The following is a 23,866-nucleotide window of genomic DNA, read 5'->3' on the forward strand; positions in this document are numbered from 1 at the left end:
GCCGCCCTGCCGGTGTGTCCACGCGGTTTCCGCCGCGATAACGCGATCCCCCGATAGATGAGTCTTCGTCGGCCGGGTTCTCGCTGGGTAAAGGGCTCCCAAAACCGCAGTGAGCGCAATTTTTCCTAGAAAAAGTGTCGCTCTAGTCGAGCTTTACGTTATTTTTCAGAGCCCTGTTCTGTGCCGCGGAGCTGCCATGAGGTAGACTTGAGGGTTGACTGTGGGGCGAGTGACGAAGCAAGTGCCGCATCGTAGGCGGCCTGCCGGATTGATGGCATCCTTCGAGAATTTCTCGCCTCTGGGATAAGGGAGAGCGACATGGAGTCGCCGAGTTCGACCGGTTGTGCCTGCAATCAGGTCACAGAACAGGATCAAATTCGCCAATTGGACGATATCCTGAGCGAATATCGTTCCGTCCCCGGCGGCTTGATCCCCGTGCTCCAGATGACGCAGGCCATCTTCGGCTACTTGCCGGAAACGGCCCTACGGCGTATTGCTCGTGCGTTCAACAAATCGTACAGCGAAGTCGCGGGGGTCGTCTCGTTCTATTCCTTCTTCAATACGGTACCGCGCGGCAAGCATACGGTTCGAGTCTGCTTGGGGACCGCCTGTTACGTCCGCGGAGGAAAGCAAATCTTGGCCTCGCTTAAGTCGCACTTGGGCGTCGACGTCGGCGAAACCACGGCGGATATGAATTTCACGCTCGATGTGGGCAGGTGCTTCGGAGCGTGCGGGCTGGCTCCCGTCATCATGATCGATGATGACGTCCATCAACGGATCAAGGTATCGCAGTTGGCCCGATTATTGGACCAATACCGCAATGGTCCTGCGGCGCACAAGGAGGACGGGGAATGATTTCCGATGGCACGCCGTACCGTCGTATCGAGGACCTGGAAGCTCTTGCCGCGTGGCGTGAGAGCTTGCGGCAAAAGCGGCATGAGGCCGCGGCTGCGGGACAGCGTGAGATTCGCGTTTGTACGGGAGCCGGATGCATCGCGTCCGGTTCCCTTCAAGTGCTGGCTGCGTTGCGGCAATCGACCAAGGATCGGGGAATCGCCGAACGATGGCGGATTATCGGTACCGGCTGCATGGGGCCCTGCTTCGGCGGCCCGGCGGTCATGATCGACGACGTGCTTTACGAGCACACGCGGCCTCAAGATGCTCCTAGCATCGTGCAGGAGCACTTGATCGGCGGCCGGGTCGTCGAGCGGTTGGCGCACCGCCGTCCGGACGGTCGGCCCGTGCCGCGCGTCGGAGACATCGACTTCTTTCGCCGCCAAGTAAAAATCGTGTTGAGAAACTGCGGGCGGATTGATCCGACTCGCATCGAGGATTACATCGAGCAAGACGGCTATCGTGCGCTCGGGGAGGTCCTTCAGCGACGCGATCCGGACGCCGTGATCGAAACGCTCCGGCAGTCGGGACTGCGAGGACGCGGCGGCGCGGGTTTCGCCACCTGGAAGAAATGGTCGGCAGCAAGGCAAAGCCCCGGAGACGTGAAATACGTTGTTTGCAACGCCGACGAGGGCGACCCCGGTGCTTTTATGGATCGCAGCGTGCTGGAGGGCGATCCGCACAGCGTGATCGAGGGGATGGCCATAGCCGGCGCCGTGATCGGCGCATCGTGCGGGTTCGTCTACGTGCGAGCGGAGTATCCCTTGGCGGTCGAACGGCTGAAAACCGCCATCGGCCAAGCGCGCGACGTAGGGCTGCTCGGGAAGAATATCTTGGGTACGGGATTCGATTTCGATCTCGACATTCGCATGGGCTCCGGCGCCTTCGTGTGCGGCGAGGAGACGGCGCTATTGACATCGATTGAGGGGAATCGCGGCGAACCCCGGCCGCGGCCGCCGTTTCCGGTCCAGAGCGGTCTGTGGGGGGCGCCCACGCTGCTCAACAACGTGGAGACCTTCGCCAATATCGCTCCCATCGTGTTGAACGGCGGCGATTGGTATGCCCAATGGGGGACTCCCAAGAGCCGAGGCACCAAGGTTTTTGCCCTGGCCGGTGGAATCCAGAACTCCGGTTTGGTGGAGGTCCCGATCGGCATGCCGCTGGGCGATCTGATCTACGACATCGGCGGCGGGACCGCTTCCGGCAAGAATTTCAAGGCCGCACAAATCGGCGGGCCCTCCGGCGGCTGCATCCCCAAACAGTATTTGAGCGTTCCCCTGGACTATGAATCCCTGGCGGACCTGGGCGCGATCATGGGGTCCGGCGGCCTCATCGTGATGGACGACGATAGCTGCATGGTTGATGTCGCTCGCTATTTCCTGGAATTCGTGCAGGACGAATCGTGCGGCAAGTGCGTTCCTTGTCGCGTCGGAACCAAGCGAATGCTGGAAATCATGGAACGCATTTGCGCCGGCAAAGGCGAGGAAGAGGATATCGAGCGGCTGGTCGAATTGGGCGAGATGATCAAGGATACGTCCTTGTGCGGGCTGGGCCAGACGGCGGGGAATCCGGTCCTCTCTACGATTCGCCATTTCGGCCAGGAATACATCGAGCACATTCGCGATCGTCATTGCCGGGCGGGCGTTTGCCCGGAGCTGGTGGCCGCTCCCTGCGAGAGCGCTTGCCCCGCCAACGTGGATATTCCCGGTTTCGTGGCCCTGGTGGGCGAGAAACGCTATGCCGAAGCCCTACGGCTCCACCGGGAGCGTAATCCGTTTGCGGCGGTCTGCTCGCGAGTCTGTTTCCATACGTGCGAGGACAAGTGCCGGCGTTCCACCTTGGACGCTCCGGTGGCGATCCGGGCGGTGAAGCGGTTCATGGTCGATCAGGAAGTGACGTTGCAGGTGCCGGAAATCCGTGAGAATCCCAGAAACGCCAAGCGCAAAGTCGCCATTGTGGGAGCCGGGCCGGCGGGGCTGACCTGTGCGTACTTCCTGGCCCGTCTGGGTTACCGCCCCGAGGTCTTCGAGGCGGAACCGCGCCCCGGCGGCATGCTGGTGCAGGCCATCCCCGCCTATCGTCTGCCCCGGGAGGTTGTGGCCCGGGAGGTTCGGATGATCGAACAGATGGGTGTGGAGATTCTCACCGGGCGGATGTTGGGCCGGGACTTTACCCTCAGCTCGCTCCGCGCTCAAGGGTACGAGGCCGTATTCCTCGGCCTGGGTGCGCCCCAAGGTGCCGGCCTGGGCGTCTCCAACGAGCGGTGCGAGGGCGTTGTGGATGCGCTGGCCTTCCTGCGGACGTATAACATCCGCGGTTCCGTGCCCGTCGGTCGTCGCGTGGTGGTGGTCGGCGGAGGGAACTCGGCCATCGACGCGGCACGGACTGCCGTGCGTCTCGGCGCCGAGTGCGTTACCGTGGTCTACCGCCGTAATCGGGAGGCCATGCCGGCCTATGAAGAAGAGGTGCTGGAGGCCGAACACGAGGGCGTCCATCTCCAATTGCTCACAGCGCCGGTGGACGTGCTCGTGGAAAACAATCGCGTGGTGGGCTTGAAGTGCGTACCCGTCCAACTGGGAGAGTTCGATCGGTCGGGCCGGCGTCGGCCGAGGGAGATCGGGGATGCTTTTTGCATCCCTGCCGATCAGATCCTGGTCGCCGTGGGGCAGGTTCTGGACCTGGAAGCAGTTTGTCCCGACGTCCCTTTGGAAAAGAACGCACGTGGTTTTTTGCAGGCCGATCCCGTCACCGGCCAAACATCGCAACGCTGGGTATTTGCGGGCGGAGATGCCGTCAGCGGGCCTGCCTCCGTGGTCGAAGCCGTCGCGGCGGGGGAACGCGCAGCCGTCGGAATCGACTACTACCTCACTGGCGAGACCCACGCGTTTTGGCGGCAACTGCGGCCGATCGATACGGCCTTTGATCCGGAAGCCGATCCTTCCGACGTTCCCAGGGAACCGCTGCGACTACTGCCCCTGGACCGAAGGTGCCACAATTTCGACGAGGTGGAGTTGCCATGGCCCGAGCCGGTCGCCGTCCGCCAGGCCAAGCGGTGCCTTCGCTGCGACTACGGGCGCCGGGAAAACGTATCAAACGGATCTCCGCAGGTCATTGTGCTCCAACAAAGCGGAGAGCTTTGACGGCATGATGGTGATACTCCTCGTCGGTCGGGGCGTGGTGGCGAGGGTGAAAGGCGGAATGCCGAGGCAAGTTCGAGGTCAAGCCAGGATACCCGCAAGGAAAGCCGGATAGGATCAACCCATGGTCAGAGCCTGGATCAATCTTCAGGAGGTGGAAGTTCCGGAGGGGACGACGATCCTCTGTGCGGCCAAGCGGCTCGGCATTCGCATCCCGACGCTGTGCTACGTGGAATCGCTCCGTCCGATCGGTGCTTGTCGAGTCTGCGTCGTGGAAGTGGAGAATTGCCGCAATTTGGTCGCGGCTTGCTCCACGTGCATGACCGAGGGGATGAAGGTCCGCACGAACTCCGCGCGCGTGCGCCGTGCAAGAACGACCGTGGTACAGCTCTTGCTCTCGGAGCATTGCGGCGAGTGTCAGACCTGCGACCGCAACGGTCAGTGTGAATTGCAAGATTTGGCCGCCGAGCTGGGCATCAGGGAAATCGAGTTCCGCGGCGAAGCGGCGCGCAAGCGGGTGGACGTTTCGACCCCCGCCCTGATGCGGGATAACGGCAAGTGCATCCGTTGCCGTCGTTGCGTCAGCGTGTGCAACGAGATCCAAGGGGTCGGAGCCTTGTTTCCTCAGTTTCGCGGTTTCAATACGGTGATCGGTCCGGCCTTCGGACAGGACTTGGCCTCGGTCACTTGTGTGCAATGCGGGCAGTGTGCCGCCATCTGTCCCGTGGGGGCCATTACGGAGCGGGACTATGTGGAATCCGTGTGGGCGGCGATCGATGCCCCGGATCGTGTCGTCGTGGTCCAAACGGCTCCGGCAATCCGTGCCGCCTTGGGCGAGTGCTTCGGTTATCCGCCGGGAACGTTGGTTACCGGGAAAATGACGGCCGCGCTCCGGCGACTCGGCTTCGACGCGGTTTTCGACACCAACTTCGCCGCCGATTTGACCATCATGGAGGAAGGTACGGAGCTGTTGATGCGGTTGAAACACCATTTGACGGAGGGAAACGGCGCGGCCCTGCCGATGTTCACCAGTTGCTCGCCGGGCTGGATTCAGTATTTGGAGGCGTTCCATCCGGAACTCCTGCCGCACTTGTCCACCTGCAAATCGCCGCAGCAGATGTTCGGCGCTCTCGCCAAGACTTACTACGCACAAAAGATCGGCCGTCGCAAGGAAGAAATCTTCGTCGTCTCGGTGATGCCGTGTACCGCCAAGAAGTTCGAGGCCCAGCGCCCGGAAATGACCGGCGGAGGCGGTCCGGATGTGGATGCCGTGCTCACCACACGAGAGCTGGCTCGTATGATTCGCGCATCGGGTATCGACTTCGGCGCCCTCCCGGACGAGGAAATGGATGCGCCGCTAGGGATTTCCAGCGGGGCGGGCGTTATCTTCGCCAATACGGGCGGAGTCATGGAAGCCGCCTTGCGTACCGCCTACGAAGTCGTCACCGGGAGGCCGCTGCCAGTTCCGAATCTTCATGTGCCCAACCTGATCGGCCTGGAGGGCATCAAGGAAGCGGAGATCACGATCGAGGACCCGCTCCCCGATTGGCGATTCCTGGACGGAGTGACGCTGCGGGTGGCCGTCGCCCATGGCCTAGGCAACGCGGAAAAAGTCATTCAAGCTGTTTTGTCCGGCGAGCGATCCTACCATTTCATCGAAGTGATGACTTGCCCGGGCGGGTGCATCGGGGGCGGCGGCCAACCGCGATTCACCGACAACCGCGTCCGGCAAGCCCGAATCGCCGCTATCTTGAAGGAAGACGAGGGCAAGCCGATTCGCAAGTCGCACGCGAATCCGCAGATTCGGCAGCTCTACGAGGAGTTTCTGGGATCGCCGCTGGGCGAGATATCGCATCATCTGCTCCACACGACCTATCAGCCGCGCGAAAGAGTCTAACGTACTGCTTCCGGGCGGTCGGCCGGACCGGCGGAGGCGAAGCCGTTTGTCGGCGATTCTCGTGTGTGCTACCATAATTATCTGCGGCGGCGGGCCGTGGGGCGCACCGTTCCCGACTTTGATCGCGGGGCGCGGGTTGCGCCTGCCGGATTCTTCGCCTTACTCCGGCTTTTTTCGACCCAGTCAGGAAGAGCATCTCCCATGTCAACGTACCAGGTGGTGTTGATCGACAAACCGCGAGATTGGGCGCCTCGTACCAGTGACGATCTGCCGCTGGAGGTAGGAGTGCCTCGCGGCGAATTGGGAGAGTTCCCCCAGCTCTTCGCGGCTCTTCGCGGCGCCGTGGAATACAACGAGCAAAGCAAGTCCAAGGAGGGGGCACAGTGGGCCGTCGTTGTTGAAAAAGGCGCTATCGGCAAGATCTGGCAGGGGATGCGGATTTGCACACCCTTGGAATACAAGATCGCCGCCATTTGGTGGCCCATGGGATGGGAACCCGATTCTCCTCTGGACGTGCCGCGCTGTGTGTGCAAGGCCCAAGGGGCCATTCAAGAGGAAGTGATGACCTACCGCCGGGCGATTGCCGCGATGGAGGCGTTGAATCGCCAGGCCATGGACGGGGTCGGTAACATGTGGTACGTGATTTTGGCCGTGGAGTACGAACCAATATCACGCACCATCACCTACGACCCGGCCGGGCTGCAAACCTCCGTCGAAATCCGTCGCGTTCACGTCGTGCAGCCGGCAGGTTCTGCCGGATTCGGCGACTGCTCTCACTGCCCTGCCCGTGCCATGGATTGCGCTTGGATGACGGAATCGCTCAACGAAAGCGACTCCATGTGTCGATGACCGACCGTCCTTCGTGTTGCTCACAATTCGGCCCGACGCCAAAACGGCGATTTTCGGGAGTTGCGTGGAGCCTCTATTCTTGCACCGCATCGGATGAAGTATTTCGGTCTGGGAAAGGCCGCAACGGTGCGTTCTCTCCAATCGACGGGAATCATGTCCCGGAAGCTGCATGAGACCCATCGCCGGAGCCGGCTCTTGGCACACCTTGGTGTGGATTCGGCCCTATGGCTGCTACTCTTGTCGCCTTGCGCCCGTAGAATGGATGCGGTGCATGCCTCCGTGGCTAGAGGTTTTGGGCAAACATGCTGGTATTGTCGCGCAAAGTGAGCGAGCAGATCATCATCGGAGAAGACATCATCTTGACGGTGGTGTCGATTCGAGGCTCCGTGGTGCGTATTGGGGTCGAAGCTCCGCCCGCCGTGTCCGTCCACCGCGGACAGACTTGCACCTCGAAGAAGCAGACTCCGTCCGCGAAGCTACCTCTCACCGCCGATCCAACTCATGAGGGCGGCAAGCTAAAGTAGCGCCCTGGGACCTCCCCCGGAGCGCAACCTTCGCGCTTTCTTCCCATGGTCGGTTATTCTTAGGGTTTGCATGTTTTTGCCTTGTCGCAGGTCGGAAAAGCTCGGTACACTGTGGGAGCATCCGGCACTTCTTACCGCTTGCGAACGCCGGCTGCGAATCGGGGCTTGACGCATTGTTCGAAAAAATGAAGGCCGGCGGATGACGGGCGACATCCTGGGAACACGCACTTCATCTCCCGCACCGTCGGGGATCCCACTTTGGCCGGCCGCGGTATTCCTGGCCCTGGGGGCTTTGGCATTCTTCGTCGATCTGCCCGTCGCATTATGGTTCCGGCATCACGAATTGCCGCGCCTCATGCGGGAACTGATCGAAATGAGCGAGGCCTTCGCTCATGGCGCGAGCGTAGCGGTAATTCTGGCGGGTTTTTACACTCTCGACCGTTCGAATCGGAAGCACACTCTCCGCCTGCTTTTGATGGCGTACGGAAGCGGGTTGATCGCAGATCTCGTCAAGCTTACGGTGTCGCGGACCCGGCCGCGGGACTTCTCCTTCGTGGGCGACGTTTGGGACACATTTCAAGGCTGGTTGCCTTTCGCTACGCACACGAGCAGCCAATCGTTTCCGTCTTCTCACGTCGCGGTGGGCGTGGGGTTGGCCCTCGGGTTGGCTATGGTTTACCCCCAGGCTCGCTGGTATTTTGCGATGTTGGCGGTGCTGGCGTGCTTGCAGCGATTGCAAAGCGGAGCCCATTATCCCAGCGATGTCCTTTTCGGAGCCGGCCTTGCTTGGGGATTTTGCTGGTGGTTGAACCAATATGTCCTTGCTTCGCAGCGCGGCTCGGCGATCTCGGCACCCGGCCAAGCCGCCTCCGCCGGCCGGCCCGGACTCAAATCCGACGAAACTCCACATTGATTCTCGGTTCCGCCCCCGCAGCTTGCAGTTCAATCGCTAATCGGGCAAAGTGCCCGGCCTTTGCGGCGCCGCAGTTGACGACCAAAGTGCTTCCCAATCGCTCGATCCCCTGCGCCTCGTGAACGTGCCCGCACAGGAGGAGGTTGGGTTGTTCTTTTTCCACGATTTCCCGCACGGCGCGACTACCGACGTGACCGCCCAGCCAAATTCGGTCGAGCTGGGTCCCGTAAGGCGGAGCATGCGTTACGCCCACGCGAATACGGCAATCCGCCGTTGCCGCCGCACCGGCACTCAAGCGAGTGAGCAAGTCCTTTTCGGGAATGCAGTACATGCGGGCTTGCCAGGGCGGAATCCCGGATACGCCGAAGAAACCGACCTCACCTACCCGAACGCCCCGACCAGAGAGCGACGCTCCCATATCTTCCAAGGCGGCATCCACGGCGGCGCTGTCGCAATTGCCCGCCACGCCGAGAACGGTGGGAGTAACACGCCGGGCCTGCTCCAAGATGCTTTCCGCGTCCGCAGCGCTCCCGAAGTGCGTCAAGTCGCCGGGGAACACGATGACGTCGCCGTCCGCCGAGTCTCGCAACATTTCCTCCAGCACATCCCGCCGATTGTGAAGATCGCTGATGGCAATGATAATCATGTTTTTCGTGGAACCGCGAGATTCGTTTGCCGTCACCGAAAGACCGAACAGCGGCGGCGAGATTCTTGTCGTTTTTCCGACGCACGGACTTGCATAGCAGATGCGTGAGCTTGAAATTATAGTTGCCACGCCGGAGGAGTAGGACCGTTTCGGCGGGAACGAACTGCCGTCTCCGGCCGCGTCATGTCTCGTCTCGATTCTTTAGCGGAACACCCGCTCGTCGGGAGTTCGGGGGGGTACCGTCACATGAACGGATTTGCGGGAAGACGTGGAATGTCGGCGATGGACTGGGACGTACTCTATCGAGAAACCCTGCCACCCTGGGAAGTCGGCTCCGCATCCCCTGAGCTAGGCCGCATTCTGGAAGAATGGCAGTTTCCCAAAGGCACGCTCCTGGATTTGGGCTGCGGTACCGGCGCCGACGCCGTCTTTCTCGCCCAGCACGGATTCGACGTGACGGCCGTCGATTTTTCACCCACGGCCCTGGAACGAGCGCGAACCCGCGCGCAGAACGCGGCGACCAACGTCTGCTTCGTCTTGGAAGACGTCTTTCGATTCGGATTTCACGGGGGAGTGTTCGACCTGGTTTACGACAGCAGCTTTTATCAGTTCGTGCGGCAATGGGAGCTGAGCCGCTTACTGGACTTGCTTTGGCGGATCACCAAACCGGGTTCGTACTACGTTTGCATCACGAAAACGACGCCTCAAAGTACCAACTCGGAGTTGCCTCAGCTCAGCGAGGACGACCTGAAGTCGGAGCTGGGGCGTTTGTTCGAATTGGTGCAGATTCGCCAATTCACCTTTGAATCGCGCGTGGTCCGCAAGACTTTCTCGGGGATATCGGCGGTGATGCGCCGGCCCGTGCCAACCTCCACGATCAGGAAATGAGGCGCGGATCGCACCGGAGTACGGCCGGGCGACGGAGGGCCTCCGGTTCAGGCGGCGACAGTCTTTGGTGTTTTCACGAAATCCCGAAGGTTGGGGTAGAATCAACCTTTCTCAACTTCGAAAAGTCGGCTATGCTGTGCCGATCTGCGGGCACACCGGGATTGAGCATTAACCGACCGCTACGGAGCTATTTGCTTGCTGATACCAGTTGCGCAGAACGAAATAGCGACGCTATTCCTTTGGGGGATTCAGTCTTTGGGAATCCTTTCCGCAATCGCGATTCGACTGGTTCGGCGTCCGCGGTGGGCCTCCTTCACAGAGTGGGCATTTCGAGGCAGCTTCGCCATGTTGACCGGCATCGCTTTGGCCGCGGGACGCTCACCGAGCGTGTGGCTGTCCTGTGGCGTGACACTTTGCGGCATGATCCTGGTGGTGATGGCTGACTTTCGCCCCCAGCGAGAGCGTTATCCGCAGTAGCCGGCTCGCCCTTTTTCCGCCGAGATTCACCGACGCCGCCTACCCCCGCGGATCGGAGGATTTTCAGAAACGCAAATGCCGCAGCGACTTGCCGGTTCTCTTTCCACCTAGCACTTCCGAGACCGCACTGGCTGGTAATTTAGGCAAATTCCAAAGAACATTCGAAGCCCGGACTGGGCTTTGGAAGGGTTCCCGGAAACCTCCGCGCGTGCGTTCGCCTGAAGGTGTGTGAGCGGCCTAATCTTCGAGGAGTTCAAATCTGGGAAAGATGCGTTAAGATTGCTATCCCCAGAGTAATCGGTTTGCCCAGTTTGAACGCCAAAATCGAAAAAAAGCTCCCTGAAGTCCCCCGAATCTACCGAAACCTATATCTAGGTAGCCTTCGAACGCGATTCGGATACCGGCCGAGCCGCCCTGCTTGCGATCCTCCAAGTCGTACGGCATGAGGCTTTTGCGGGAAGCCGAGTCGAGCAGCGAAGGCGGAGATCACCGGAGGATCCGATTTACCACAACAGGTCGCGAACGCAGAAGCAATGGGGGGCGTCAGCCGCCGCAAGTCGAGCGAAGTCGGCGCCAAGCTGCGGGAATGGATTCCAGACAGGAGGAATGGCATGCGAGGTTTCTGCTTGAAGTGGATGGTTGCGGCAGCCATCGTACTCAGTCCTTTGACTGCGTTGGCAGGCAACCAAGAGGTCGCGGAGCAAATCGCCGCTTCGCTTAAGGAGAGCGGGCAATTCCGCGGATGCAAGATCGGCATTCGCTACTACCAGGACGGGACGGCCAGCCTTCGCGGCACGGTTTCCGAATCCGGCCAGATCGCAACCGCAGAGCGAATCGCACGGCAAGTCCCCGGCGTGACCAACGTGGTCAACGAGCTGACGGTGGCCGGCGTCGCCGAACCGCAACGGACCGTGCAGCAACCGACCGGTGCCTTCGCCCCCGAGCGACTAGCGCAGGGCGGTTTTGCCACGGGATCGAATCAAGAAGCGGGGAGCAGGCTGGTCTCGCGCTTGCCTGTCACGCAGACCGCGGATCCCCTGCCGGCCGAGTTTGTACCGGCCCCGGTCCAACGGACTTCAGCCCTCGCGGACGGTCCCGATCTGATGCCGCCGGAAGTAACGCCGACGGGGGCCAACGAGGTGGTGGGGATGCCTATCCCGGCTCAACCGGCAACGCCGACGCCGGCCCCTGCCGCGCCCAAGCCGTTGCGTCCGATCCCGGTGGCAATGGCTCAGGACGTAGCTCCGCAGCAGGCGGCTCCCATGGAAGTTCAAAGTGTTCCCATGAATCGGCCCTTGCCCATGTACGCCGGTGCTGCCGGCGGGGCGGCTCCCGTCCGCTACGATCAACCTGCCATGCCTAACTACGCTTGGCCCAGCTACGCGGCTTATCCCAACTACGCCGCGCTGACCTATCCCAAGCAATACTCGGCCACCGCCTGGCCGTACATCGGCCCCTTCTACCCCTATCCGCAGGTCCCCCTGGGATGGCGGAAGGTGAGCTTGGAGTGGCACGACGGATGGTGGTTCCTCGACTTCGATGACGGCTCGCACAAGGGACCTGTTTCCGGTTTGTTCCGAGCAATTAAGGGTCATTGATTCGGGCGGATTGTCGCGAGTTTCCTTCTGCCATGGAAATCGGGTCGTTGCCTCGTCTCGGGCAACGGCCCTTTTCTGTTTCTTGCCGCCAGAGTTAATTCGAGATCAATCGATACAAATTCGTTTTCCCCCGCACTCTGATCGCAGCCTTGAGCAGTGGCAAGTCACAAGTCGTCGTTCGATAGCCCGGCCTCCGACTGCCCTCGCCATCACGCTCTTCAGGTCCCGAGTGCGTGTCGCGGGCCGGGGTCGTTCGGGAATTCCGCCCGACCACGGGCAATCGCAACCGTTAGGCTCGTCACCATCCGAACAAGAGACGAGCAAAGTCCCTCCGATATTCCGCCGTGTGATGCTGAAGGAAGGCAACACGATCTATATTTCTCTCGGCGGATGGTTGATTTTCGGCAGCACGTCGGGTGCCGCCGATTTCTCAATCCGAAACTGCCGAACTGCGCGACGGGATGGGTCGCTTGCGACCCCTTACGCTGCCGCCCGTTCGATCGGCGTATAATGATGATGCACGGCGAGGTTCGGCGGTCATTTCCCCTGCTGAGAGGAGGGTTATCGATGCGTCGCCAAGCAAGGGTCCTCTGGATCGGTTGTGTCCTGACCGCTTTAGGAGTCGGCCCCGCGGCCGCCCAGGATTGGGCAACCAAGATGTTTGAGATCCGAGAGCACAACTTCGGCGTCGTGCCTCGTGGTGCCAAAGCGGAATTCCGTTTCGAATTCAAGAACATCTACACGGAGGAAATTCACGTCGCCAACGCCAGGTCCTCATGCGGCTGCACGTTGGTCCGTGTGGAAAACCCCAACGTGAAAACATACGAAACCGGAGCGATCGTCGCGACCGTCAATTCTCGAGCTTTCTTGGGGGCGAAAGGCGCGACCATCACGGTCACTTTCGACAAGCCTCAGTACGCTGAGGTCCAATTGAGGGTGCAAAGCTACATCCGCAGCGACGTCGAGTTCGAGCCCGAGTGCGTCCGCTTCGGCACCGTGGAGCAAGGCGCGGAGGCGGAGCAAACCGTGGTCGTCAATCGGATCGGCCGCGGTGATTGGAGGGTCCTTGAAGTGAAGAGCGGGGTTCCCTATCTTTCAGCCGAGGTTCTGCCGCCGGAACGCACTTCGAACGGGATCAATTATCCGATCAAGGTGCGTCTGTCGGGCGACGCGCCCGCCGGATCGCTCCATGAGTACCTGACTCTGATAACGAACGATCCGCAGCTTCGCGAAGTACCCCTCATGGTAGAAGGGAACATCGAGGCCCTTGTGACGGTCACGCCGACGCTCCTATTCTTGGGCGTGGTCAAACCCGGTCAGTCGGTGTCCCGACAACTTGTTGTTCGGGGACGGCAACCTTTCTCCATCGTCGGCACGGAGTGCTCCGATTGCCCGTCGGGGAGCTTGCAATGCCAAATCCCGACCGGCTCCGAACCGCGGACTTTGCACATCGTAGCTGTGAAGTTCACTGCCGGCGATCAGGAAGGGCGCGTCAACATCCGCTTGCACATCCGTAGCGACCGCGAAGACATGCCTATCCCCGAAACCACGGCGGTGGCATTGGTCAAGAATTGACTTTCCACCGTGATAGTGGAACGGTCCCGACGGCGGACTCATGCCATTGATGATGGCCGACCAAGAATGCAACGGCCGCGAGGACGTCGCTCGCCACCAGAGCCGGGCGCTGAGAGTGATGCTTGCCGCGCTGTGGGCAACCATCATGATTCCGCTGGTTGCCCACGGCGGTTTTGTCTGTGATGACTGGATGGTGCTTTCGCACGCCGTCGAGCATCCGATGTGGCGGGAGAACTTTCGCTCGTGGTTCACGCTTTTCGCCGCCCGTCCCTTGGCACCGGCCTTGTTGGCAACCACGTCGACACTTTTTCCCGCCCTTCCCGCCGTTTACGTGATCTTCCATTTGTCTCTTGTTGCGTCGGCGATGGGGGTCGTCGCCGGGATTTGGCGCCGGTTCTTCGGTGCGGGCGCAGCGGCAGGCTTCTTCATCTTGGCCACGCTCCCTAGCGTCGCTTCCACATGGATTTTTTCGCCGGGCATGCAGCAGCTCGCTTCCGCTGCGTATTTGATTTGGGCGGTCTCCATGTACTTGACGGCAGCCGCCGCGGAAGCGAAAACTCTCGTTCGCCGCATCGGCTTGGCAACGGCAGTCGCCGCACTTCTGCTGGCGGGACTGATCCTGTACGAGATATTTCTTCCGCTCCTTCTGATCCAGTGGGCACTGCCGCTGGCCCTGCGTTGGGAAAAAGTTGAAAGAAGAGCGGGGGAGTCGGTGCGGACGCTGGCGGCGGGATGGCGGCAAGACGCGATCTTCTGGGCGGTGGTGCTCGCCGTGCCCGTCGGTGCCGCGGTGATCCTTCAAAAATGGGTATTTCCCTCGTTTGCGCCGGATATGTCCCGACTTCAATTCGCCGGATTGGGAATGGCGGCGCGCGCCGTCGTCTACTGGTTCACGGCCGTACTAGTCCAGCTTCCGCTCCTGTGGACGGAGGGCATCGTGCGATTTTCCGACGCATGGGATTGGTGGACGTTGATCATGGCCGCCGCGTTCTTGCTTGTGCTCGGTCGCTCCGCGCAAGTCTGGGTAAGCGGAGACCGTCCCGTCTCCCACAGCCGAACCGTTTGCGCAGAAGCATCTGCGGCACGTCAAGGCCGCAAGGCCGATCAAGCGGGCCGCCTCCTGCAAATCGCATGCTGGGTCGCCGCGGGCAGTTCGATCTTTTTGTTTGTCCTGTCGAATTCGTACGCCGCCGTGTTCGGATACGACAATCGGAAGCTCTCGAGTTTTTGGGTAGCCTGTGCGCTGGCCGTCAGTGCCTGCCTGGGGCGTAACCCGCCCATGTTCTTACGGGGCGGTATCTCAGCGGGATGGGTGCTCTTCTTGTGCATCTTTGTCCTGAACACGACGTCGTTTCTCATTCAGAGGAACCATTACCTACTGTCCTGGCACATGCAGCAGACGATTCTTGAGGATATGGCAAGCTCATTGCCGCCCGATCAAGGTCGTCCCATCACGGTCTTAGCGGCGGTTCCGGCCGTGGTGCCCCGCAACTACAACGACGAGTGCGTCTTCACGCGGCCGTGGGACATCGGCAATGCGGCGCGAATGCGGACGGAGGGCCGAATCGGGGACGCCGCGCCGATTTATCCCTGGCTCATCCGTCAGGACCGAGTTCGCTTTTTGCCGAACGGCATCACCATCGACGATTTGTGGGCGGCACGCTACGGCGAAGATTTTTGGCTGTTTGGGTGGAAGCTGTCAGCCGCCGAAGTCCGGCCCGTGGGGCGCAATTTCCTCGGGATGCCGCTACTGCCGGCTTCCCGTTACCCCACGCTTGATGCGGTTGCCACATGGATTCCCATCGACTCGCATGAGCGGTTGCAAGCCGCGTTGAACGATTGGTTCGAACATGAAGTGTGCGCGAGCGAAATGTCGCGATCGGCGGTCGTGACACAGACGGCTGCCGAATGGTTTCGCGAACGCTTTCTGGGCAAACCGGCGACGGACCGCGGAAACAGGACGACAAAGCCTGAGGGCTAGAACTTGGAAACAGCGTCGTCCCGTACTGTCACCGCTCAACGGGCACCCTAAACTGAACCGCCCGCCTAATCGGCGGGCGGTTCATTCTCGTTATTGTTCGCTACGGCCGCGGCGAGTTTCCCTCGCGGGCGTCTGTGATCAGGCGTTCGCGGGGGGCGGGGCTTTTTTTTTGGCCGGCGCTTTCTTCTTGGCCGGCGCCTTCTTAGCGGGGGCCTTCTTTACAACCTTCTTGGCCGGGGCCTTTTTCGCCGCCTTCTTCGCCGGGGCCTTCTTCGCGGCTTTCTTTACCGCCTTCTTGGCCGGGGCCTTCTTCGCCACTTTCTTTTGGGCCACCTTGGGGACCTCCTGTGCTGAGCCTCTCGGCGTCGTCCGCGCGTCTCTACTGCCACGTGAGAAGCTGCCGACTCCGCCTTTCCTCGAAAAAACCGGAAACCACGTACCGGCGCCGCATCCGCAGCGGCATTGTCTCGTCCGTCTTACCGTGCATTCCTTGCATGTGACGTTTGCAGGTGACAATCCTTGCAGCAACTCTGCGACACGTCCGACTTCGCACGATAACTTATGCCATAATGTTATCGTCTTCTTCAAAACTTGCAAGTTGGCTTTTGCACGATTGCCGAGTTATGCGACGAGAAAGCCGCATCACGAGCGGTCAATAGCAACGCGCATAGCCGACGATAGCCGCATGCCGCGTGCTCACCGCGTCCGTCATCGAAGGTCAACATCTCACGGCGAAACGCAAACAACGCTGAAAAAAGGCGGTTTTCAACGCACAAAGGGAAATGATCTCCACCGGCTCGTAACGCATCCGGTACCACCGTTGACGCTCGTTCACAACCGTGACAAGATTGAGTTTGCAGTTCGATAAGCGATCCCTTCGAAGGCGAACAGCGATGAATACTCCGCGGAATCTTCTCTGGATTCTTACGGCCGGGCTGGTCTTCTGGCTGATCGGTCTCGGGGCCGTTCTCTCCGTGTCGTCGGTCTTGCACGCGATGGGCGACGCCTCGGGCGCGGTGGTCGTGCGATATATCGCTTTGGGTGTTGCGGTCCTGGCAATCCTCGACCTTCTGATTCTCGTCATCCTGCTGGCCTTGCTGCACTTGGCGCGGCCCGACGGCGATACCTGAATCCCGGCGATTCTTTTCCCCGGGGCATTGTGATCCGTGATCACATTTCGAATGGGGCGACGCGAGGGATCTCGCGAGGAAACTGCGCAGCCCTTCTTCATATTCCTTCTTTTGACGGCAAGCCCGTCGATATAATCAACGGAAGGGGCAACTCGTTTTTCTTCCCGTCGGGCCGTGGCAACTCCCCAGGCTTCGACGCTCTGCCCGGTGACAAACTATCTGGAAACGGAGCGGCTCTTGAGTTCGGATCGTGCGCACGAGAGGACGATGCACCAGCCGAAAGGCCGAGCCGTGCCGCCGCCCTTGCCGCGGGAGCGGCGATCGACCCAGCCGCGCGAACCCGCCGCCACCCCGCAGCGCGTCGAGGAACCGATCGATTCCACGAATCATGCCGATCCGGTTGCGCCGGTGCCGGCCGTTATTCTTGAAGACTCGGCTGCGGTGGCATTAGCCGCTTCGCCCATAAGTCGGTCGCTCGGCACTACGCAAGCTCCTGAATACCTGCTCGTCAGCCGGCGAAGGATTCAAGCTTACGTCCTGCTGTTGATGGGAACGGGTTTGGTTGCATTCTTTTTGGGGCGGGGGACGGCCGGTTCGCGCCGGATCGATTCTGCGGCTTCGTCCGGTTCCGGAGCGAAAGCTCCCGGTGATCCCGTCTTGCTGCCGGGCAACGTGTATTTCGCGGGCAAGGGAAAACCTTTGGCACCCGATGCCGGAGCCGTCATCATTGCCTTGCCCCTGGAGACGCCTCAAGAACGTGTGGCCGTCGAGGGGCTTCGCCCTTGGACTACCAGCCTCGTTTCACGGAAAGAGGCGGCGGATCAAGTCGCGAGCCTGGGAGGGGCCTTCGCACAAGCGGACGCGGACGGTAGTTTCCATGTCGTGCTTCCACGCCCGGGCGAGTACCGCCTCCTCATTATCTCCAACAATCTGGCGCGGCCCGCGACGATCACGGCTCGGCCCAACCGTGGGATCGACGAGTTGGACGTGAGGGGAATTGCCCAATACTGTGATCGCCCCGCCGATCTGATCGGCCCGCAGGCCTACCTCTGGACTCGGGTTGAAGTCCGACCGGGAATGACACCCTTGCGGCATGTCTTTCAGGAGGGGGATAATCTGGGATTGGATCAGATAGGCTTACCCTGAACGGCGGTCCGGCTCGCGGATGCAGCGATCACGCGGCAAAGATTCATTCATCCCACCGCCCGCGGAAATCACGGAAGAGAACCTCGCGCACCACGAGTTCCCGCTGCGGCAAATGTTCCGCCGCAGATGCCTTGGGGCTCCCTGCTTCGGCCTGCGGCCGAACTTCAAAAAGGACCAAGTCGAGTTCGGAACCCGCCTCGACTCGAGCCGGTGCAAGGGCCAACAGTTCCGCGGGATGCTCCACGGCCATGGCCAAGGCATCGCTCAAGGAAATGTCGGCAAAATCCATGATGTTGACGATGCCTTGCCCGATCGGTCGCGACGCCCCGGCAAGCAGCGTCCTCTGACCGGCGATGACCAAGCGTCCGTCATCCAGAACTTCGAGCGGGCAGAGGTCGGTTTGGTACCGCCCGGGGGGCAGTCCCGCCATGCCCGATAGATCGCTGATCAGGATGCAGTTTTTCGTCGATTTTGCTCGGACCGCGACCTTCACGAAGGCGGGAGGCAAGTGGCAGCCATCCACAATCAAGCTGGCCCGCAGCCGATCTTCCGCAAGCTGATCCCACAGGTAGTTGGGGTGCCGTGGCATCACCGGATGAGCACCGTTGCCCAGGTGAGTGCTCAAACCGGCCCCCGCATCGACCGCCCGCGCGATCTGCGCTCCATCGGCGGCCGTATGACCGATGGCGACCACGATTCCCGTCTTCACGGCGCGTCGAATGAATTCCGGGGCATTCTCGTACTCGGGTGAGAGCGTGATCAAACGGATGTTGCCGTCAGCCGCGTCTTGCAGCCGGGCAAACTCTTCCCAGTCGGGAGCGCGAACATGCGGCAACGGATGAGCGCCGCGCGGGCCGTCTTGCGGGCTGATGTACGGGCCTTCGAGGTGCAGGCCGGGAATGCGCGCTCGCAGCAGAGAATCCTGAGAGACGGCATCGCTGAGCACTCGGCAAGCGTGAACCAGAACATCATACGATTGCGTCGTCAATGTGGGCAAGAACCGCGTGGTGCCGAACCGCCAAAGCGACTCGGCAATGCGAAACACATCTTCCGCTTCGAGCCGCGGCGAACTGAACTCTCGACCGCCGAAGCCGTTGATTTGGATGTCGAAGAACCCTCCCGAAACGAACAGGGAACGCTCGCGCGGCAGCCCCGCCGTCCGGGTGTGCCGGGTGCCGGGAGTGGCGTCCAGGCCTTTTGACGCGGTCGCGGCGTCCTCCACGGCGACGATGTGCCCCCGGTCGATGTGGACCAACACTTCTTTGCGGGAGGTCGGCAGCACGGCAGCAAGGGAAAACTTGGAATCAGCCTTCATCGGATGGCACTCGACTCGGCGTCAAAGCTTGTCTAACGCGAAGAATACCCACAGTGATTGCGTCTTCGGGCATCCGGGAACACAAAGGCGGCGGGTATGTGAAGTTTGTTTGCTTCACCAACGGTTGCGGTGAACGCGGTCGGGCTGATAGCGGCGGACCTCGGGTGGTGATTCCGCGGGATAACCAAACAACAACAAGCTGTGTGGAATCACATGCTCCGGGATCGCCAACAGCTCCCGTAGCCCTTCCACCCGTTGCTCGCGGGGGTACACGCCGGTCCATAGTCCGCCCAGACCCAAGGCATGGGCCGCGAGCAGCATGTTTTGTGCCGCGGCGGCGCAGTCGATGACCCAGTACCCCTTCGACAACTCCAGCGTCAAATCGCCGCAGATGAGGATGCCGAGGGGAGCGTACCGGGCGGCGTCGGCATTGGGGAACCGCCCCGCGATTTCCAGCAGGATGGGCCGCTCATCGATGACGATGAAATGCCAGGGTTGGGCATTCCTGGCACTCGGCGCAGCCATGGCGGCTTCCAAGAGTCGTTCGAGTGCGTCCGGCGGCAGACTACGTTCTGCGAATCGGCGAATACTCCTTCGCGTCAAAATGGCCTCGATGGCGTCCATGGTGAAGCGCTCTCCCGGGAATGGATGAGAATGCCGGCGTTGTGAATAACGGTATCGCTGATCCTTTCGTCGATAGCATACGTAGTAATAGGGGTAAAGTGTAGCCGTACTCGGCCGGCTCCCACATTTCCAGCAGCTCGCTCTGATCGTCGAGAGGTCCCCGGGCAACGAGCAAGTGCGCATTCGGCGCAATGCCGGCGGCGAACGCAAGGCACCGGTTGCTCCTGGTTTGCACGGCATCCAGAGTTCGGTGAGCTGCGAAGGTCGAATGCGATCGGGAACGGCTTACGGAAAGCCGGAGAATGATGGCGAGGTACGGCGGCAACGGCCTGCCCAAAGGCCTTTGCGTCGGAGGCCTGTGGCGACGGTTTGCCGAGAGGACTAGAATTGCCGGAGTCGCCCGACGATGGCGGCAATCCGGCGATGCGATCGTTCGCTGGATCCCAAAACGACGAGCGTTTGGGCGATCTGGTAAGTATTCCCAACCGGCAGGAGCAGCTTCCCTTATGATCCACCTAACCAACGGGTTGCCCGACGGCAAGTATCCCAGTTACGACCGGGGTGAGAAGGCGGCGCTGTTTATCCCGTGCTACATCGACCAGTTTTTTCCCCAGATTGCCGAGGCCACCGCCACCATTTTGAAGAAGTTGGGAATTCCCGTTGTTTTTCCGGAGGGCCAGACCTGTTGCGGACAGCCTGCCTTCAACTCGGGTTATTGGGAGGAAGCGGCACGTGTGGTGCGGCATTTTTGCGATGTCTTTCGGCCGTACCAGTACATCGTATGTCCCTCGGGTTCGTGCACGGCGATGTGTCGGGTTTTCTTCGAGCAGGTGGATCCCGACGAACGAATCGTCTCCGTCGGACGCCGCGTGTTCGATCTGTCGGAGTTCTTGGTCAATGTGGTGGGCGTTGCCGATTTGGGCGCTAGGTTTCCGCACAAGGTGACGATGCATAGCGGTTGTCACGGTCGCCGCGAATTGGGCATTTTGGATCAACCCCTCACGCTTTTGCAAAACGTGAAGGATCTTGTGTACTGCGAGCTGCCGAACATCGAGGAGTGCTGCGGGTTCGGCGGCACTTTCAGCGTCAAAATGCCGGGCACGTCGATCGCCATGGGTGAGACGAAGGCGGCCAACATCTTGCGGAGCGGTGCCGACGTGGTGACCTCCGTGGACATTAGTTGCCTGATGCACGTGGGAGGCATTCTGAAGAGGAATCCCCAGATGCGACATATTCGCCCGATGCACATTGCCGAAATCTTGGTTCAAAGCTGACTGCGGCCGGAAACGGCCGAAACCGAATCGAGCCGTTGGGTCGGAAAGAGCCGATCCAATGATCTCTTAGGAGGCACGAGATTTCATGACGTCCCCAGGGCTTCATCTATCGGGCGCTCCGTTTTTGAGAAAAGAAAACAAGGGGCTGGCCGAACCTCGCGGCTCGCGTGCGCTGGGCGAGTCCGCGGAACGTTCAAGCAAGCACAACCGGCAGGTAACCCTGTCCGTGCCCTATTGGGAGCAGTGGCGAGAAGAGGCAAATGCGGTTAAGCGGTTTTCCATCTTCAATTTGGATAAGCTCCTCGTCGAGTTCGAGCGAAATGCGGCGGCTCGCGGCGCAGTCGTGCTGTGGGCTAAGGACGCGGAAGAGGCGAATCGGCACATCCTGGAAATCGTCGAACGGCACCGGGTCAAAACGGTCGTCAAATCGAAGTCCATGGTCACCGAAGAGATGGAGCTGAACCACGTCCTGGCCGCGGCCGGGGTTCGCGCCCTTGAGACCGATCTCGGCGAGTACCTAGTGCAGTTGGCCGGCCAACGCCCTGTGCACATTGTGACGCCGGCCCTCCACTTGTCGGCCGAGGATGTGGGGCGGCTATTCGCCGAAAAACTCCAAGAGCCTTATACGAGCGAACACGAAAAGCTGACGGACATCGCGCGGCGGCATTTGCGAGAGGAGTACCTTCGAGCCGATATGGGTATTTCCGGCGTCAACTTCGCCCTGGCCGATACAGGATCGATCTGTATCGTCGAGAACGAAGGCAACGCCGGCCTCTCGATTGCGGCGCCGCCGGTGCACGTCGCGGTGATGGGCATCGAAAAGGTTATTCCCGGCATTCGCTATCTCCCGCTGTTCCTCAACTTGCTGGCGCGAAGCGGTACCGGCCAAAAACTGACGACTTACACCCACATTGTGCATGGAGCCACGCCCGGCCGGACATTCTATATCATCATCTTGGATAACGGGCGGTCCAACGTTCTGCGCGACCCTGCCGCCCGCAGTTCCCTTTTTTGCATCCGTTGCGGTGCGTGCCTGAACGCCTGCCCGGTATATCGCCGCACGGGCGGCTGGGCCTATGGCTGGGTCTATCCCGGTCCTATCGGTGCGATTATCACGCCGCATTTGGTGGGCATGGAGGATGCCGGCAAGCTGCCGTTCGCGTCGTCGCTATGTGGGGCTTGCGGCGAGGTCTGCCCCGTCAAAATCGATATCCCGCACCAATTGGTTCACTTGCGACACAAGGCGGTTAATAGTCCCTCCCCGGTCCGCTCTCCCTTCGAGCGTTTGATTTGGAAGGCGTGGTCCTGGGCGATGGCCGGGCCGTTACGCTATCGCCTTGCCATGACCACGGTACGCTTGGGCGTGCGCTTGGCGAAATTTCTTCCGTGGCATCCTGCGCAATTGGGCGCCTGGACCCGCGGGCGTGAATTGCCGGAGGTGCCGGCCTACACCTTCCGGGCCTGGTGGCGGCAACGCGGACGAGAGTTTGCCGAAGATGACGATAAATCCGGCGTCGTCCCGCCTGCTATGGGAAAGGAGGTTTCGGCATGACAAGCCGATCGCTCATACTGCAAAGGATCCGAGAAAACCTAGGAGGAGCGACGTCGCCGGAGGTTCCTCCCGTGCCGGTGGTTTGGCCGACGACGAATCCCACCTCCGCGGAGCTGCGGGCACGCTTTGTCGAGGAACTGCGATCCGTGCACGGAGAGCCCATTGCGGCTGCCAATCGAGAGGAAGCCGCCGTTATTCTGCGGGAATTGGCGCAGGCGTCCGGTTGGAACCAGGTCTTGGTCATGGACCGTCCGCTTGTCCGGGATTTGGTCTCCAAGGCCGATCTTCCTTGGGAGACGGTGCTTTTGCCGGAAGATCCGCCGGCGCGCGATTTGGCGGGCATCCCGGTGGCCGTCATTCAGGCCGACTATCTGCTGGCTGATACCGGTTCCAGTGTGGTCGTCTGCGAACGGCCGGGCGAGCGCCTCGCATGCTATCTTCCCCCGGCGTGTATCGTTCTGGCCGAGGGCTCACAACTTCGAGAGCACTTGCCGGCCTTGTGGAGCGAGCTGGCGACGAAGGCTGCGGAACCGGATCGCCGCGGCGAATTCGTCATTATCACTGGTCCGAGCCGTACCGCCGACATTGAAAAAATCCTCATTCTCGGCGTTCACGGCCCCAAACGACTGGTAGTCCTGGTCGTAGGCTGAAAAGTACGGTCCGATCTTCTCCTGCCGACTTTGTGCGGATTACTTGCCATATGCTAGACGTCTTGATCATTGCTCCGCATCCGGACGACGCGGAGTTTGCCATGGGCGGCGCAATCCTGAAGATGAAGGCGGAGGGACTTCGCGTCGGTATTCTGGATTTGACCGATGGAGAGCCGACGCCGTTCGGCAGCAGAGAGATTCGCCGACAAGAGACCGAAGCCGCCACAAGTGTCTTGGGCTTGGATTGGCGTTCAAATCTGGGGCTTCCCAACCGGTCGCTCGAGGCCACGCTCGAAGCGCGAGCCAAACTCGCCGGCGTTTTTCGGACGACTCGTGCTCACGGCCTCTTTTGCCCTTATTGGGAAGACACGCACCCCGATCACACAGCGGCCACGCAGCTCATCGAGGCGGCCAGGTTTTGGGCAAAGCTGACCAAAACCGACTTGCCGGGAGAACCATTCCACCCGCGACGGGTGATCTATTATTTCTGCACCCACATCCGAAAAATCCCGGAGCCGTCGTTCGTCGTGGACGTGAGCGAATATTGGGAGAAAAAGCTTGCCGCCGTGCGATGTTACGCCAGCCAGTTGGCGAATTCACCCGGCGGATCGACGGCCGGTCTGGAAGAGCAGATCGAGTATCGCGGTCGCATGTGGGGTTGGACTGCCGGGACGCGTTACGCGGAACCTTTCGCGGTTCGAGAACTTCTGCATGTGGGCGACTTTCGGGCGATTCTCTGAGATGCTTAACGGGTACCCCAGACGACCCAAAACGCCGTTGCCGCGCCGATCTGCGC

The 23,866-nt window shown here is 60.9% G+C and carries 21 protein-coding genes; 17 read left to right on the forward strand and 4 right to left on the reverse strand.

Translation table 11 applies throughout. The features are described 5' to 3' along the window. Nucleotides 1–318: 318 nt before the first annotated feature. From ACZ5B4_RS04540 to ACZ5B4_RS04565, 6 genes are all read left to right on the forward strand, one after another. Nucleotides 319–855, forward strand: a complete 537-nt coding sequence (locus tag ACZ5B4_RS04540) for an NADH-quinone oxidoreductase subunit NuoE family protein (protein ID WP_464913244.1) — start codon at nucleotides 319–321, stop codon at nucleotides 853–855. Beyond that, nucleotides 852–4,034 (forward strand): NADH-ubiquinone oxidoreductase-F iron-sulfur binding region domain-containing protein, encoded by a 3,183-nt coding sequence (locus ACZ5B4_RS04545; RefSeq protein ID WP_464913245.1) that lies wholly within the window; start codon nucleotides 852–854, stop codon nucleotides 4,032–4,034. Before ACZ5B4_RS04540 ends, ACZ5B4_RS04545 begins: the two co-directional genes overlap by 4 nt. Before the next feature lie 121 nt (nucleotides 4,035–4,155). Continuing rightward, the gene (locus ACZ5B4_RS04550) at nucleotides 4,156–5,928 is read left to right on the forward strand and encodes an NADH-dependent [FeFe] hydrogenase, group A6 (protein ID WP_464913246.1); all 1,773 of its coding nucleotides are present in this window, start codon (nucleotides 4,156–4,158) and stop codon (nucleotides 5,926–5,928) included. Between the two features lie 201 nt (nucleotides 5,929–6,129). Next, nucleotides 6,130–6,777 (forward strand): hypothetical protein, encoded by a 648-nt coding sequence (locus tag ACZ5B4_RS04555; RefSeq protein WP_464913247.1) that lies wholly within the window; start codon nucleotides 6,130–6,132, stop codon nucleotides 6,775–6,777. A 302-nt stretch (nucleotides 6,778–7,079) separates the two neighbouring features. Next, on the forward strand, nucleotides 7,080–7,301 hold the full coding sequence (locus tag ACZ5B4_RS04560; protein ID WP_464913248.1) for a carbon storage regulator: 222 nt from the start codon (nucleotides 7,080–7,082) through the stop codon (nucleotides 7,299–7,301). 199 nt (nucleotides 7,302–7,500) lie between these two features. Then, entirely contained in the window at nucleotides 7,501–8,214 is a 714-nt protein-coding gene (locus ACZ5B4_RS04565) for a phosphatase PAP2 family protein (protein ID WP_464913249.1), read from the forward strand. Here ACZ5B4_RS04565 and ACZ5B4_RS04570 read toward each other — a convergent pair. After that, complete coding sequence (locus tag ACZ5B4_RS04570) at nucleotides 8,189–8,860, reverse strand: metallophosphoesterase family protein (RefSeq protein WP_464913250.1); 672 nt, start codon at nucleotides 8,858–8,860, stop codon at nucleotides 8,189–8,191. The two genes, ACZ5B4_RS04565 and ACZ5B4_RS04570, sit on opposite strands and share 26 nt — an antisense overlap. A 273-nt stretch (nucleotides 8,861–9,133) precedes the next feature. Between ACZ5B4_RS04570 and ACZ5B4_RS04575 the strand changes: the two genes are divergently transcribed. From ACZ5B4_RS04575 to ACZ5B4_RS04595, 5 genes are all read left to right on the forward strand, one after another. After that, on the forward strand, nucleotides 9,134–9,748 hold the full coding sequence (locus ACZ5B4_RS04575) for a class I SAM-dependent methyltransferase (protein WP_464913251.1): 615 nt from the start codon (nucleotides 9,134–9,136) through the stop codon (nucleotides 9,746–9,748). Nucleotides 9,749–9,943: 195 nt separating this feature from the next. Then, nucleotides 9,944–10,225 carry a hypothetical protein gene (locus tag ACZ5B4_RS04580; protein WP_464913252.1) on the forward strand — a complete coding sequence of 94 codons (282 nt, stop codon included), beginning with the start codon at nucleotides 9,944–9,946 and terminating at the stop codon, nucleotides 10,223–10,225. 611 nt (nucleotides 10,226–10,836) lie between these two features. After that, the gene (locus ACZ5B4_RS04585) at nucleotides 10,837–11,823 is read left to right on the forward strand and encodes a BON domain-containing protein (RefSeq protein ID WP_464913253.1); all 987 of its coding nucleotides are present in this window, start codon (nucleotides 10,837–10,839) and stop codon (nucleotides 11,821–11,823) included. A gap of 567 nt (nucleotides 11,824–12,390) precedes the next feature. Further along, nucleotides 12,391–13,398, forward strand: coding sequence for a DUF1573 domain-containing protein (locus tag ACZ5B4_RS04590; protein WP_464913254.1), 1,008 nt, complete (start codon nucleotides 12,391–12,393; stop codon nucleotides 13,396–13,398). 49 nt (nucleotides 13,399–13,447) lie between these two features. Further along, nucleotides 13,448–15,379 carry a hypothetical protein gene (locus ACZ5B4_RS04595; protein WP_464913255.1) on the forward strand — a complete coding sequence of 644 codons (1,932 nt, stop codon included), beginning with the start codon at nucleotides 13,448–13,450 and terminating at the stop codon, nucleotides 15,377–15,379. A 138-nt stretch (nucleotides 15,380–15,517) separates the two neighbouring features. Here ACZ5B4_RS04595 and ACZ5B4_RS04600 read toward each other — a convergent pair whose 3' ends face one another. Continuing rightward, on the reverse strand, nucleotides 15,518–15,697 hold the full coding sequence (locus ACZ5B4_RS04600; RefSeq protein WP_464913256.1) for a hypothetical protein: 180 nt from the start codon (nucleotides 15,695–15,697) through the stop codon (nucleotides 15,518–15,520). Between the two features lie 575 nt (nucleotides 15,698–16,272). Here ACZ5B4_RS04600 and ACZ5B4_RS04605 point away from each other — a divergent pair. Further along, nucleotides 16,273–16,509, forward strand: a complete 237-nt coding sequence (locus tag ACZ5B4_RS04605) for a hypothetical protein (protein ID WP_464913257.1) — start codon at nucleotides 16,273–16,275, stop codon at nucleotides 16,507–16,509. Between the two features lie 267 nt (nucleotides 16,510–16,776). Next, complete coding sequence (locus tag ACZ5B4_RS04610; RefSeq protein ID WP_464913258.1) at nucleotides 16,777–17,655, forward strand: hypothetical protein; 879 nt, start codon at nucleotides 16,777–16,779, stop codon at nucleotides 17,653–17,655. A gap of 43 nt (nucleotides 17,656–17,698) precedes the next feature. Here the strand turns inward: ACZ5B4_RS04610 and ACZ5B4_RS04615 are convergent, their stop codons facing one another. Beyond that, on the reverse strand, nucleotides 17,699–18,970 hold the full coding sequence (locus ACZ5B4_RS04615) for an N-acetylglucosamine-6-phosphate deacetylase (RefSeq protein WP_464913259.1): 1,272 nt from the start codon (nucleotides 18,968–18,970) through the stop codon (nucleotides 17,699–17,701). A 114-nt stretch (nucleotides 18,971–19,084) separates the two neighbouring features. Continuing rightward, entirely contained in the window at nucleotides 19,085–19,594 is a 510-nt protein-coding gene (locus ACZ5B4_RS04620) for a nitroreductase family protein (RefSeq protein ID WP_464913260.1), read from the reverse strand. Between the two features lie 506 nt (nucleotides 19,595–20,100). On the opposite strand from ACZ5B4_RS04620, the gene ACZ5B4_RS04625 reads away from it, so the two are divergent. The 4 genes from ACZ5B4_RS04625 to bshB1 all read left to right on the forward strand — a co-directional run bounded on the left by ACZ5B4_RS04625 (nucleotide 20,101) and on the right by bshB1 (nucleotide 23,810). Next, complete coding sequence (locus ACZ5B4_RS04625) at nucleotides 20,101–20,868, forward strand: (Fe-S)-binding protein (RefSeq protein WP_464913261.1); 768 nt, start codon at nucleotides 20,101–20,103, stop codon at nucleotides 20,866–20,868. 85 nt (nucleotides 20,869–20,953) lie between these two features. Beyond that, nucleotides 20,954–22,420, forward strand: a complete 1,467-nt coding sequence (locus ACZ5B4_RS04630; RefSeq protein WP_464913262.1) for a lactate utilization protein B — start codon at nucleotides 20,954–20,956, stop codon at nucleotides 22,418–22,420. Continuing rightward, entirely contained in the window at nucleotides 22,417–23,070 is a 654-nt protein-coding gene (locus ACZ5B4_RS04635) for a LutC/YkgG family protein (RefSeq protein WP_464913263.1), read from the forward strand. Before ACZ5B4_RS04630 ends, ACZ5B4_RS04635 begins: the two co-directional genes overlap by 4 nt. A 50-nt stretch (nucleotides 23,071–23,120) precedes the next feature. Next, a complete protein-coding gene (gene bshB1, locus ACZ5B4_RS04640; protein WP_464913264.1) occupies nucleotides 23,121–23,810 on the forward strand; it encodes a bacillithiol biosynthesis deacetylase BshB1 in 690 nt (229 codons plus the stop codon). The last annotated feature ends 56 nt before the right edge of the window (nucleotides 23,811–23,866 follow it).

This window comes from Thermogutta hypogea, assembly GCF_055386265.1.

Bases quoted from the DNA above. Each gene is read 5' to 3' on its own strand.
- bshB1 (WP_464913264.1), top strand. From the start codon at position 23,121: ATGCTAGACGTCTTGATCATTGCTCCGCATCCGGACGACGCGGAGTTT.
- ACZ5B4_RS04605 (WP_464913257.1), top strand. From the start codon at position 16,273: ATGAATACTCCGCGGAATCTTCTCTGGATTCTTACGGCCGGGCTGGTC.
- ACZ5B4_RS04545 (WP_464913245.1), top strand. From the start codon at position 852: ATGATTTCCGATGGCACGCCGTACCGTCGTATCGAGGACCTGGAAGCT.
- ACZ5B4_RS04625 (WP_464913261.1), top strand. From the start codon at position 20,101: ATGATCCACCTAACCAACGGGTTGCCCGACGGCAAGTATCCCAGTTAC.
- ACZ5B4_RS04570 (WP_464913250.1), bottom strand. From the start codon at position 8,860: ATGATTATCATTGCCATCAGCGATCTTCACAATCGGCGGGATGTGCTG.
- ACZ5B4_RS04630 (WP_464913262.1), top strand. From the start codon at position 20,954: ATGACGTCCCCAGGGCTTCATCTATCGGGCGCTCCGTTTTTGAGAAAA.
- ACZ5B4_RS04560 (WP_464913248.1), top strand. From the start codon at position 7,080: ATGCTGGTATTGTCGCGCAAAGTGAGCGAGCAGATCATCATCGGAGAA.
- ACZ5B4_RS04555 (WP_464913247.1), top strand. From the start codon at position 6,130: ATGTCAACGTACCAGGTGGTGTTGATCGACAAACCGCGAGATTGGGCG.
- ACZ5B4_RS04590 (WP_464913254.1), top strand. From the start codon at position 12,391: ATGCGTCGCCAAGCAAGGGTCCTCTGGATCGGTTGTGTCCTGACCGCT.
- ACZ5B4_RS04635 (WP_464913263.1), top strand. From the start codon at position 22,417: ATGACAAGCCGATCGCTCATACTGCAAAGGATCCGAGAAAACCTAGGA.
- ACZ5B4_RS04585 (WP_464913253.1), top strand. From the start codon at position 10,837: ATGCGAGGTTTCTGCTTGAAGTGGATGGTTGCGGCAGCCATCGTACTC.
- ACZ5B4_RS04615 (WP_464913259.1), bottom strand. From the start codon at position 18,970: ATGAAGGCTGATTCCAAGTTTTCCCTTGCTGCCGTGCTGCCGACCTCC.
- ACZ5B4_RS04575 (WP_464913251.1), top strand. From the start codon at position 9,134: ATGTCGGCGATGGACTGGGACGTACTCTATCGAGAAACCCTGCCACCC.
- ACZ5B4_RS04595 (WP_464913255.1), top strand. From the start codon at position 13,448: ATGATGGCCGACCAAGAATGCAACGGCCGCGAGGACGTCGCTCGCCAC.
- ACZ5B4_RS04610 (WP_464913258.1), top strand. From the start codon at position 16,777: ATGCACCAGCCGAAAGGCCGAGCCGTGCCGCCGCCCTTGCCGCGGGAG.
- ACZ5B4_RS04540 (WP_464913244.1), top strand. From the start codon at position 319: ATGGAGTCGCCGAGTTCGACCGGTTGTGCCTGCAATCAGGTCACAGAA.
- ACZ5B4_RS04550 (WP_464913246.1), top strand. From the start codon at position 4,156: ATGGTCAGAGCCTGGATCAATCTTCAGGAGGTGGAAGTTCCGGAGGGG.
- ACZ5B4_RS04565 (WP_464913249.1), top strand. From the start codon at position 7,501: ATGACGGGCGACATCCTGGGAACACGCACTTCATCTCCCGCACCGTCG.
- ACZ5B4_RS04620 (WP_464913260.1), bottom strand. From the start codon at position 19,594: ATGGACGCCATCGAGGCCATTTTGACGCGAAGGAGTATTCGCCGATTC.